Source organism: Thermohalobaculum sp. (assembly GCF_058622915.1).
In genome coordinates this window covers 15,857-27,129 of record NZ_JBZSYN010000178.1, presented here as the reverse complement: position 1 = coordinate 27,129, position 11,273 = coordinate 15,857, and the positions used below count along the sequence as shown (strand labels likewise).

The following is an 11,273-nucleotide window of genomic DNA, read 5'->3' as shown; positions in this document are numbered from 1 at the left end:
GATGTCGGGCCTGTAGACCTGCTCGGCCCAGTCGCCCGGATCGACCTCTTGCATGGAGACCGAGACGGAGCCCTCGCCGTGGCCCAGGATGTCCATGACATCCCGGGTGATTGCCTGGGCAAGCCGGGTCTTCTGCTCCTCGCTCTTGCCCGGCCACAACTTGACGACGACGTGCGGCATTGTTCGCTCCATCCATTCCCGGCGGCAGGCGTCAGCCCGCGTATTGCTCGTCCGTGACGTGCTCCAGCCAGTCGACGGGGGAGCCATCCTGCTTTTCCTGGATGGCGATGTGGGTCATGGCCGTGGTCGGCGTCGCGCCGTGCCAGTGCTTCTCGCCCGGCTCGAACCAGACCACGTCGCCGGGGCGGATTTCCTCGATCGGGCCGCCTTCGCGTTGCACCCTGCCACACCCTGCCGTGACGATCAGCGTCTGGCCGAGCGGGTGCGTGTGCCATGCCGTGCGTGCGCCCGGCTCGAAGGTGACGCTGGCCCCGGCGACGCGCGCCGGCCCGGGCGGGCTCATGAGCGGGTCGATGCGGACCGTGCCGGTGAAATACTCTTCGGGGCCCTTGCCCGAGGGCTGCGAGCCGCTGCGCTTGATGTCCATCTTAGGCCTCCTTGCCTTTCGGATGCTTGGCTGCCGGCGCCTTCGTCAGCGCCTTCGAGGCAGAACCTAGTGCTGTTGCGGCAGCCTGATTAGACGGTATTATCTGCACAAACTTATTAGGGTGGCTTATGAATGCCGAGTGAGAGCCTGAACGACCTGGCGGCCTTCCTTGCCGTCGCGCGGGAGCGCAGCTTCACCAACGCGGCGGCGAAACTGGGCGTGTCGCAATCGGCCCTGAGCCAGACCGTGCGCAACCTCGAAACCCGTCTCGGCCTGCGCCTGCTCACAAGGACGACCCGCAGCGTCGCGACCACGGAAGCGGGCGAGCGGCTTGCGCGCATGCTTGGGCCCCGGCTCGACGAGATCGATGCCGAGCTATCTGCCTTGAGCGAGCTGCGCGACAAGCCGGCCGGCACGATCCGCATCACCGCGGACGAGCATGCCGCGAACATGGTGCTGTGGCCCGCGCTCGAACGTTTCCTGCCGAAATATCCGGACATCAAGGTCGAGGTCGTCGTCGACTTCGGGCTGACCGACATCGTCGCCGAGCGCTATGACGCAGGCGTGCGCAATGTCGAGATCGTCGACAAGGACATGATCGCCGTGCCGATCGGCCCGGAAATGCGCATGGCCGTGGTCGGAGCACCGGAGTACTTCGAGGCAAGGACGAGGCCGCGCATACCACAGGATCTCACCGGGCACCGCTGCATCAACCTGCGCCTGCCCACCCATGGGGGCCTCTATGCCTGGGAGTTCGAAAAGCGCGGCCGAGAGCTGCGCGTCCGCGTCGACGGCCAGCTCGTGTTCAACAGCGTGGCGCTTCTGCTCAAGGGCGCACTGTCCGGCCTCGGCCTGGCCTATGTGCCCGAGGCCGAGGTGCGGGCGCACCTCGACAGCGGCCGCCTCGTGCGCGTCCTCGAGGACTGGTGCGAGCCCTTCTCGGGCTATCACCTGTATTACCCGAGTCGCCGCCAGCCGGCCCCTGCCTTCTCGCTGCTCGTCGACGCCCTGCGCTATCGCGGTCCCGCGGGCACACGGAATTAGCGTTCGTGCGGAGCTTGCGCTTGGCGAGCGTCGCGTGCCGCGGGATTCAGGTGACCTGCTCCCCCGAAACCTCGTTGTTCCGAGGTTGGTCTGTTCCTCGACAGAGGAGACGGACGATGAAGCGCAGCAGGTTCAGCGAAGAGCGGATCTTCGGCAACTTGAGGGAGCGCCGGGCCGGGATGAGCGCGACGGAGCCCTGCCGGAAGCACTGCGTGAGCGAGCCGACCTTCTACAAATGGCGCTCGTAGCATGGCGGGAGGGAAGTCTCCAACGCCAGGCGGCTGAAGGCGCCTGAGGAGAATGCCAGGCTGAAGAAGCTCCTGGCCGAGTCGATGCTGGATGTCTCGACGCTGCGCGAGAGGCTCGGAAAAGACTTCTCAGGCCCAGGTCCAGGAGATCTGCCGTGAGTTGGGCAATCACCGAGACCCGCGGGAGGACTCAAACCGGTCAGAAATGGACCAAACCCGTAACAGACGTGACTTACGATCGAGGACAAACACGGGAGCAGGTCACCGGCACTCACCTTAGGCATCCGTAAGCCTTCGGCCAAGATGACGTGATGCGGGCGGCATAACTCTCAACCGCAGCGACGCGCCGCTGCGCTGTCCCGGAGAGGAAAGAGGAGAGATTCATGAAGAGCAAACGTCTCGTTCTGGCCGCGGCAGGATTTGCAATGCCACTGGTCGTGGCGGCCGGCGCGGCGGGCGCAGAGCAGCAGCAGACCAACGACGCCGCGGTGATTGCGAACGCAAAGGTGACAATGGCGCAGGCGATCACGGCGGCCGAACATCAGACCGGCGGCACCGCTGTGGGCAGCGGCATCGAGGACCAGAACGGCACTGTGTTCCTGGAAGTCCAACTGGCGAAAGACAACCAGACGCAGAAAGCTCCGGTCGACCCGCAGACCGGAAAGGTCGTCAAGATCGTGTCGAACGATCAGGAAGACCGAAGCGGTTCCGAGACCGGAATCGAGAGCGAAAGCAGCGAGGATTGAACCGCGCTGCGTCCGCGTGGCCGTTTGCGATCTCGATCAAGCGCCATGGCCCCGCTGCGCGTCCACTCGCACTTCGCCGGGCCGATATCGGTCCGGCGAGCCATCCGCAGGATCGACCCTATGAGGACAACATGACGTATAGGCCGACCACTGCAATCGTCGTCGCCTCGTTGGCCACGGCAATCGCAGGTGCCACCCTTCCGGCTTCGGTTCTTCCGGCGATGGCGGGCGAAACGGCGGTCGCGCCCGAAATGAACCCACCGGGCGATATTCCGGACCAGCAAGTATTCGTTCGCTACTCCGCGCCGCAAGGCTACAGCATGAAGGTGCCCGAAGGCTGGGCGCGTCGATCGACCGGAAACGGCGTCCAGTTCTCTGACAAGTACAACACGATCGACCTCCGTGTCGCAAAAGCGGACCAAGCGCCGACGGCGGCATCGGTGAAATCGCAGCGAGCGGCGGAGCTCCAGAAGTCCGGACGCGCAGTCGATATCAAGGCGATCAAGAACGTCAGGCTGAAATCTGGCCCCGCTGTGCTGATCGCGTACAGGGCGAACTCGGAGCCGAACCCGGTGACCAACCGGCAGATCCGGCTCGAGCACAATCGCTACCTGATGTTCCACAACGGAAAGCTTGTGACGCTCGACATGTCGGCCCCGGCCGGCGCGGACAACGTCGATGCCTGGCGCCTGATGTCGAACTCATTCCAGTGGCAGTGACATGTGCCCGATCAGAGCGCATGAACTCTACCGCTTCTACCATGTCGGTGACGAGGAAACAGCGGCACTGCGCGGCCTCTCGATCAGCGTGGCAGCCGGCGAGCTCGTCGCGTTGATGGGACCGTCCGGCAGCGGCAAGTCGACGCTTCTGGCTTGCCTCGCCGGGCTGGACGAACCCGACGGTGGTCACGTCGATATCATGGGCGAGCGCCTGTCACGCCGGCCCGAGACGAAGCGCGCGCGCCTTCGCAGCCGCCACATCGGCATCCTCATGCAGTCGGGCAATCTGTTCGACCACCTGAGCGTCGCATCCAACATCGGCATGCAGCGCTGGATTGCGGGCAACTGCAGCGCCGAGCCCCTGCTGGAGCGTCTCGGACTCACCGATCTGGGGGAGGCACTGCCATCGCAGCTGTCCGGCGGCGAAGCCGCGCGGGCGGGCTTGGCGGTCGCGCTCGCGGCCGATCCCGACATTTTGCTCTGCGACGAACCCACCGCAGAAGTCGATGCGGAGACCGAGAACAAAATCCTCAATTTCCTGAGCGAAAGAAAGGACAATGGCTGTGCAATCCTTGTCGCAACCCACAGCCCGGCCGTCGCCGACCGGGCAACCCGGCTCGTGCGGATTTCGGATGGTCGAGTCGTCCCAGACTGACGCGCTCGTGGAGACCCGCGCCGCCGCCCGAGTCTACGAACGAGGTGGCAAGAAAATTGCGGCGCTCGCCGCCACGACCTGCCACGTGAAGCCGGGCGACCGCATCGCTCTGATCGGCGCTTCCGGTAGCGGCAAATCCACGCTTCTCCACCTCATGGCCGGCCTTGTTCACCCGACATCGGGCGAAGTTCGCTGGCCCGCTCTGGGACGCCAGGAAACTTTGCGCCCGGGAAAGGTCGCGATCGTTTTCCAATCGCCCAGCCTGATGCCGGCGCTGAACGCGATCGAAAACGTCGAACTGCCACTGATCCTGGGCGGCAAGGGCGCGCGTGCGCGCGCGACTGCGATGGAAGCACTCGACCGGCTCGAACTCGGCGATGTCGCAGCCAGGCTTCCCGAGGAACTGTCAGGCGGACGCGCGCAGCGCATTGCGGTCGCGCGTGCGATGGCGCAATGCCCGAAGTTGCTGCTCGCGGACGAGCCCACGGGGCAGCTTGACCGGGCGACGGGGCACCAGCTGATCGATTCGCTTCTCTCATGGCTCGCCGTGTCCCGGACGGCTCTCGTCGTCGCCACGCACGACCCGACGGTCGCCAAACAGATGGACCAAGTCTGGCACATGGACCATGGCCGGTTGTGCCCGACAAGCGGAGCCGCGCGATGATCGGACATTGGATTGCCGGCCTGATGCGGGTCCGCGCCGGGCGCCTGCTCGGGGCCGTTGCAGGGATTGCCGCGCTGGTGGCACTGATCGCCGCGCTGGGTATCTTCATGCAGACGAGCCAGGCAACGATGACGGCTCGCGCCCTCCGGACTGTGCCGGTCGACTGGCAGGTGCAGCTCGCACCGGGCGCCTCGATGCAGGCTGTCCGCGATGCCGCCACGAGATCCGCCGTGCTCTCCAAGGTTCAGGATGTTCATTACGCGTCGGTCGATGGCTTCCAGGCAACCACTGGAGGGACGGTGCAGACCACCGGTCCAGGCAAGGTGCTCGGGATCGACCCGACATACGCAGCGGCTTTCCCAGGCCAGATCCGCTATCTGCTCGGCCAGCACAGTGGCGTCCTGATCGCTCAGCAGACGGCGGCCAACCTGCATGTGACGCTCGGCGACACTGTCATCATTCATCGGCCTGGTCTGCCGGACGCGCGGGTGAGAGTCGCGGGCGTTGTCGACTTACCGAATGCCGATTCGATGTTCCAGGCGATCGGTGTGCCGAAGGGCGCCGCGCCACAAGCGCCGCCGGACAACGTGCTTCTCCTCCCCACGCCGCAATGGCAGCAGATTTTCAGGCCGCAACAGAAGGTCCGTCCGCACAGCGTGCACCAGCAGCTGCACATCCTGATCGATCGTACGACGCTGCCGAGCAATCCCGCAGCCGCGTACACGGCAGCAGTGCAGGCCGGCCACAATCTCGAGGCCCGGGTGGCCGGTCAGGCCGTGCTCGCCAACAATCTCGCCGCACGCCTCGATGCCACGCGCGGAGACGCACTTTATGCCCGCGTCCTGTTCCTGTTCCTCGGTGCGCCCGGGGCAGCGCTCGCCGCGCTGCTCACGATTGCCGTCGTTCGCTCCGGAGCGCATCGCCGCCGGCGCGAGCAGTCGCTGCTGAGGTTGCGCGGGGCCTCGCTCAAAGGCGTCCTCGGCATGGCCGCGATCGAGGCGACCGCGATCGGCTTTGGCGGCACGCTCGGCGGACTGGCGCTGTCGGCGCTCGCCTCGTGGCTCGCCCTGGGGGCGGGCGTGACTGCTCCGGGTGCCTGGCCGTGGCTGGTGGCCGCCGGCCTGTTCGGTTTCGCTTTGGCGACGGGCGCCGTTCTGCTGCCGGCCTGGAGCGAGGCACGGCAGGCCACCGTCGCCGCGGCCCGCATGGAGGTGGGCATCGAACCGCCCGCGTTGTGGCGCCGCGCCTACCTCGACCTGGTTCTCATCATCATCGCCATACTGGTGTTCTGGAAGACCGCGAGTTCGGGATATCGGGTGGTTCTTGCGCCCGAAGGCGTGGCCGCCGCATCCGTCGACTACACGGCATTCCTCGCGCCGTTGCTGATTTGGATCGGCTGCGGACTCCTCGTGGTCCGTCTGACCAATGGCGCGCTGCGGCGCGGACGTCGCGCGCTCGGCACTCTGCTCCAGCCGGTTTCCGGGTCGTTGTCGCACGTCGTGGCAGCGACGATGTCCCGGCAGCGCCGCCGCATGACGGTCGGGATCGCGCTGACGGCATTGGCAATCGCGTTCGCGACATCGACCGCCGTCTTCAACGCCACCTACGATGCGCAGGCCAAAGTCGATGCGGCCCTCACCAACGGCGCAGACGTGACAGTTACCGGGACGACTGCCGCCCCCGCCTCAAAGGTGCTGCACAAGCTCGCCGCACTGCCGGGGGTCGTCGCGGCCGAACCGCTGCAGCATCGGTTCGCCTATGTCGGGGCAGATCTCCAGGACATCTACGGCATCGACCCGGCCACGTTCGGCAAGGCGACCGACCTGTCAAGTGCCTATTTCGCCAACGGCAACGCCAAGGCGACGATGGCCGCGCTCGCCAGGACGCCCGACGGCGTGCTGGTCTCGCAGGAGACCGTCAACGACTACCAGCTCGCACTGGGAGATCGAATCAATTTGCGGCTGCAACTGCCAGACCATCAGTATCATGCGATCCCGTTCCATTTCGTGGGCGTTGTGCGCGAGTTCCCGACCGCACCGAAGGACTCGTTCCTCGTCGCGAACGCCGCCTACCTCTCCAAGGTCACGAAGACGCGCGGGGCGGAAACTGTCCTGATGCGCACGAACGGCGACCCGGCATCGGTCGCCGCCCGGGCGCGAAAGGTCGTTAGCGCGCTTCCAGGCGCGAAGGTGCGCGATATCGGATCAGCACAAAGCCTCATCGGGTCGAGTCTGACGGCCGTGGATCTGGCGGGCCTCACCGGAATCGAACTCGCGTTCGCTGTGGTCATGGTCGCCGCGGCGACCGGGCTCGTGTTCGCCCTCGGCCTGGCAGATCGTCGGCGCAGCTTCGCCGTCCTCGAGGCGCTCGGGGCGAAGCGGCGGCAGCTCAGTGCCTTTCTGTGGAGCGAGGGCCTGCTGATCTTCGGTGTCGGAGGTGTGATCGGCCTTGCAGGCGGCTTCGGCATCGCCTGGATGCTGGTGAAGCTCCTGCGGGGGGTCTTTGACCCGCCGCCACAGCATCTGACAACGCCCTGGCTCTACGTGGTCGGCATCGCGCTCGCCGCGCTCGTCTCGATCAGTGCTGCGGTGTTGAATGCGGAACGCGGGGCGCGCGTCTCTCCGGTCGAGCGACTTCGGGAATTGCAATAGGGAGGGCAGAACAACATGCGGTCCGGCATTGGGGAGCAAAGCGACGTGCTCGCAATCCAGCCTGAGCGACCTGCTCCCCGCTGTGGCAGCCTGTTCGCTGGCACCGATCGAATGTCTCTGGACCTCACCCCGTCTTTGGTCCGGGGTCCGTGCGACCTTTCGAGCTAGCTTGCGCAGGCGCCAGCGTCAGAGCAAAGTTAATGAATGCAACCGCTTGAGCCATCCGCCCTGAACGTCTCGCAAAGCGGCGCTCGATCCTTCTCTGTTTCATTCTTCCTGGTTCCAGGATTCTCGATGATGGCCCTGAGTGCCGCCGTCGAGCCGCTGCGGTCCGTCAACCGTCTCGTCGGTGAACAGCGCTATCTGTGGCAGATCGTTTCGCGTGATCCAGGTCCGGTTGCCGCGAGCAACGGCTTGGAGATGAGAGCAGCGCATGGCCTCGCAGACGCACCGTTTAGCGATCTTACGGTTGTTGTCGCGAGCCTCGATGTCGACGCCTACCACGAGCCGAAGTTGCTCCAATGGCTACGAAACCTTCGCGACGGCAAACGCATGATTGGCGCGATCAGCAATGGCTCACTAATCCTTGCCCGCGCCGGGGTCCTCGATGGAAGCCGGGCGACGATCCACTGGGAAACGCACCGCCGGCTCGCGGAGGAATTTCCGAAGGTCTGCGTTTGCTCGGACCTGTACTGCATGAGTTCGGAAATTATCACCGCTGCCGGCGGCACCGCCGCGATGGACATGATGCTGGCACTGATCTCCAGCCGCGACGGCCGCGACGTAGCGGCCGACGTTGCCGACCAGTTCCTGCACGGACCCGTCCGCGCCGCGACCGCAATGCAGCGCCAAGATGTGCATTGGCGCTATCAGGTTACTGACCGCAGGCTTGTGACCGTGATCCGACTTATGGAGGGGCGCATCTCGAAGCCCATGCCGATCGCAAAGGTGGCGGAATTCGGAGGGTTGTCAGAACGACAAATGGAGCGGCTTTTCGAATCAGCTCTCGGCAAGTCGCCGTCGCGATTCTACCTCGATCTGCGCCTGAAAGTTGCGCTGCATTGGCTACTACAGTCCACTGAAACCCTTGAGGAAATTGCAGCGCACTGCGGATTCTCGAGCCCCGGCCACTTCAGCCGGGCGTTCAAGGCGTGCTATGCTCTGCCGCCGTCCGCCGTACGCCGGCGGGGCCACGACGGAAATGTCGGAACGATGCAAGAAATTGGCGACGCGACGTAAGACGTCACTCGCAGCTTTCATCTATACGGCCTTTCCGGTAACGCAACGCTCATCAGCGGGCTTTCGGGCAATGCCCGGATACCCGGAAAGAAAAAAGCGGATAGGGGAATGGGAACGCTCCTTTTCATCTACAACAACCTCGGCACCATTGCCGCGCTCGGCGTCGAGCACATCTCGATCGTGGCCGTGGCTGTCGGGCTTGCAGTCCTGACCGGCGTGCCGATCGGGATTGCCATCACCCAGAGCCAGCCTGCGGCCAACGCGGTGCTCTACGTTGCGTCGATCATCGTCACGATCCCGTCGATCGCGCTGTTCGGCCTGATGATCCCGGTGCTCTCGCTGATCGGCCACGGCATCGGCTGGCTGCCCGCCGTGATCGCGATCCTGCTCTACTCGCAGCTGCCGATCGTGCGGAACACCTATACCGCCATAACCAATGTCGATCCGGCCTTGCGCGAGGCCGCCCGCGGCATGGGCATGACCCCGGCCCAGCGGCTGTGGCGGGTCGAGATCCCGATCGCCGTGCCCGTGATCATGGCGGGCGTGCGCACCGCCGTGGTGATGAACATCGGTGTCGCCGCCATCGCTGCCTATATCGGCGCGGGCGGTCTCGGCGTCCTGATCTCGCGCGGCATCAGCCAGACGGACCCGCGCCAACTCATCGCCGGCGCGTTGGCCGTCTCGCTGCTCGCAATCGTCGCTGACTGGCTGCTTCTGCAACTCCAGAAGCGCCTCACCCCTGTTGGTCTCAAGCGGTGACCCGCTAGTGCCGACCATACCCAGTGCTAACTTCCCGGGACCGCCAAGATGATCAGACTCGAGAACCTCACCAAGATCTTCGAGACCGCCAACGGGCCGGTGGTAGCCGCAGACAATGTGAGCATGGAGGTGCCGGAGGGCGAGATCTGCATCCTGCTCGGGCCCTCGGGATGCGGCAAGACCACCGCGCTGAAGATGATCAACCGGCTGATCCCGCCGACGTCGGGCAAGATCTTCATCGACGGCAAGGACACCTCGGGGCTCAACGACGTCACGCTGCGCCGCTCGATCGGCTACGTGATCCAGCAGATCGGCCTGTTCCCGAACATGACCATCGAGGAGAACATCTGCGTCGTGCCACGGCTGCTGGGCTGGGATTCGGCCCGGGCCAAGAAGCGCGCCGCCGAGCTCCTCGACCTCGTGGCGCTCGACCCGCACATCTTCCTCAAGCGCTACCCGAAGGAACTTTCGGGCGGCCAGCAGCAGCGGGTGGGCGTGATCCGGGCACTGGCGGCCGACCCGCCGGTGATGCTGATGGACGAGCCCTTCGGCGCGATCGACCCGATCAACCGCGAGATCATTCAGGACGAGTTCCTGAAGATGCAGGCGGAGCTGAAGAAGACCATCATGTTCGTCAGTCACGACATCGACGAGGCGGTCAAGATGGGCGACAAGATCGCCATCTTCCGCGACGGAAAGATCGAGCAGTACGACAGCCCCGACCAGATCCTGGCCCATCCGGCCAATCCCTTCGTCGCCGATTTCGTCGGCGCCGACAGGACGCTGAAGCGCTTGCGGCTGGTAACTGCCGCGGAGATCGCGGATGCTGATGCGCCCGCGGTCTCGCGCCATGGCAAGGTCCATGACGCGCTCTCGGCGATGCGCGACCACGGCGCAAAGGTAGCGGTGGTCATCGACGCAGACCATCACCCGATCGGCTATCTCACAGAGGAGATGGCGGAAGGGGCCAGCGGGCTGGTGCAGGAGCTTGCGCGACCTCTGCCGGCAACCGTACCGGCGCGTGCCGACCTGCGCGCCGTAGTTTCTGAAATGTTCGCGCATGACACGGCGTGGCTCGCCGCTGTCGATGACACCGGTCGTTTCGCCGGGCTGGTCACGCAGCCCGCGGTGACCCGTGCGCTTGGCGAGACCTATCGTCGCGATGACGCCGAGGCGGTAGCCTGAAAGGGGCGACGATGCGGATGAATCCGAGAATTGGCCGCACCCTCGGCCTGATCGCCGCCTTCGCGCTGGGCGCTTGGGTGAGCGCCTCCGGTCTGATCGACCAGATCGCCTCCCACTGGGGCGACATCGTCTATCTCTCGCAGCAGCACATGGTGCTGGTCGGCGTCTCTGGCAGCCTAGCCATCCTGGTCGGCGTTCCGATCGGCGTCTGGTTGTCCCGGCCAAGCATGGAACGGGTCTCCGAGACGATCATGCAGATCTTCAACATCGGCACCACGATCCCGACGCTGGCGGTGCTCGCGCTGTCGATGACGGTCCTCGGCATCGGCTTCGCACCCGCGATCTTCGGCCTCTTCGTCGCCTCGCTGCTGCCGATCGTGCGCAACACCTACGCCGGGTTGCTGGCGGTGCCGCCGCACCTCAAGGAAGCCGCGCACGGCATGGGCATGACGCCGATGCAGATCCTATGGCGGGTCGAGCTGCCGAACGCGCTTTACGTCATCTTCTCGGGCATTCGCACCGCGCTTGCGATCAACGTCGGCACGACCCCGCTGGCCTTTTTGATCGGCGGCGGCGGCCTGGGCGAGCTGATCTTCACAGGTATCGATCTGATGGACACCGGCACCCTTCTGGCAGGCGCGATCCCGACCGCGCTGCTGGCGGTGCTGGTCGACTTTCTCATGGGACAGGGGCAGCTGCACCTGATCCCCAGGGGGGTGAACCCGCTTCGCTGAGAAGCGGCTGCTGAACTGGCGA

The 11,273-nt window shown here is 65.3% G+C and carries 12 protein-coding genes and 1 pseudogene; 11 read left to right on the top strand and 2 right to left on the bottom strand.

Annotated elements, in window-relative coordinates:
* Together AC32QD_RS13620 and AC32QD_RS13615 are read right to left on the bottom strand one after the other, a co-directional pair.
* On the bottom strand, positions 1-180 hold a 180-nt coding region (locus AC32QD_RS13620; RefSeq protein WP_492011049.1), incomplete at its 3' end, for a tautomerase family protein.
* A gap of 31 nt (positions 181-211) precedes the next feature.
* Positions 212-607 (bottom strand): (R)-mandelonitrile lyase, encoded by a 396-nt coding sequence (locus AC32QD_RS13615; protein ID WP_492011048.1) that lies wholly within the window; start codon positions 605-607, stop codon positions 212-214.
* Between the two features lie 132 nt (positions 608-739).
* Between AC32QD_RS13615 and AC32QD_RS13610 the strand changes: the two genes are divergently transcribed.
* From AC32QD_RS13610 to AC32QD_RS13560, 11 genes and pseudogenes are all read left to right on the top strand, one after another.
* Entirely contained in the window at positions 740-1,651 is a 912-nt protein-coding gene (locus tag AC32QD_RS13610; protein WP_492011047.1) for a LysR family transcriptional regulator, read from the top strand.
* A gap of 116 nt (positions 1,652-1,767) precedes the next feature.
* Positions 1,768-2,093 (top strand): annotated as a pseudogene (locus AC32QD_RS13605) (transposase); the annotation flags it as partial.
* Between the two features lie 189 nt (positions 2,094-2,282).
* Complete coding sequence (locus AC32QD_RS13600; RefSeq protein ID WP_492011046.1) at positions 2,283-2,645, top strand: PepSY domain-containing protein; 363 nt, start codon at positions 2,283-2,285, stop codon at positions 2,643-2,645.
* Positions 2,642-3,364, top strand: a complete 723-nt coding sequence (locus AC32QD_RS13595; RefSeq protein WP_492011045.1) for a hypothetical protein — start codon at positions 2,642-2,644, stop codon at positions 3,362-3,364. Before AC32QD_RS13600 ends, AC32QD_RS13595 begins: the two co-directional genes overlap by 4 nt.
* Before the next feature lies 1 nt (position 3,365).
* A complete protein-coding gene (locus tag AC32QD_RS13590; protein ID WP_492011044.1) occupies positions 3,366-4,019 on the top strand; it encodes an ABC transporter ATP-binding protein in 654 nt (217 codons plus the stop codon).
* Positions 3,997-4,683 (top strand): ABC transporter ATP-binding protein, encoded by a 687-nt coding sequence (locus AC32QD_RS13585; protein ID WP_492011043.1) that lies wholly within the window; start codon positions 3,997-3,999, stop codon positions 4,681-4,683. The genes AC32QD_RS13590 and AC32QD_RS13585 overlap by 23 nt, the downstream gene beginning before the upstream one ends.
* Positions 4,680-7,334, top strand: coding sequence for an ABC transporter permease (locus tag AC32QD_RS13580; RefSeq protein WP_492011042.1), 2,655 nt, complete (start codon positions 4,680-4,682; stop codon positions 7,332-7,334). The genes AC32QD_RS13585 and AC32QD_RS13580 overlap by 4 nt, the downstream gene beginning before the upstream one ends.
* Before the next feature lie 204 nt (positions 7,335-7,538).
* Positions 7,539-8,573, top strand: a complete 1,035-nt coding sequence (locus AC32QD_RS13575) for a GlxA family transcriptional regulator (protein ID WP_492011041.1) — start codon at positions 7,539-7,541, stop codon at positions 8,571-8,573.
* A gap of 108 nt (positions 8,574-8,681) precedes the next feature.
* The gene (locus tag AC32QD_RS13570) at positions 8,682-9,332 is read left to right on the top strand and encodes an ABC transporter permease (RefSeq protein WP_492011040.1); all 651 of its coding nucleotides are present in this window, start codon (positions 8,682-8,684) and stop codon (positions 9,330-9,332) included.
* A 48-nt stretch (positions 9,333-9,380) separates the two neighbouring features.
* The gene (locus AC32QD_RS13565; RefSeq protein WP_492011039.1) at positions 9,381-10,517 is read left to right on the top strand and encodes an ABC transporter ATP-binding protein; all 1,137 of its coding nucleotides are present in this window, start codon (positions 9,381-9,383) and stop codon (positions 10,515-10,517) included.
* A 17-nt stretch (positions 10,518-10,534) separates the two neighbouring features.
* The gene (locus tag AC32QD_RS13560; protein WP_492011038.1) at positions 10,535-11,251 is read left to right on the top strand and encodes an ABC transporter permease; all 717 of its coding nucleotides are present in this window, start codon (positions 10,535-10,537) and stop codon (positions 11,249-11,251) included.
* The last annotated feature ends 22 nt before the right edge of the window (positions 11,252-11,273 follow it).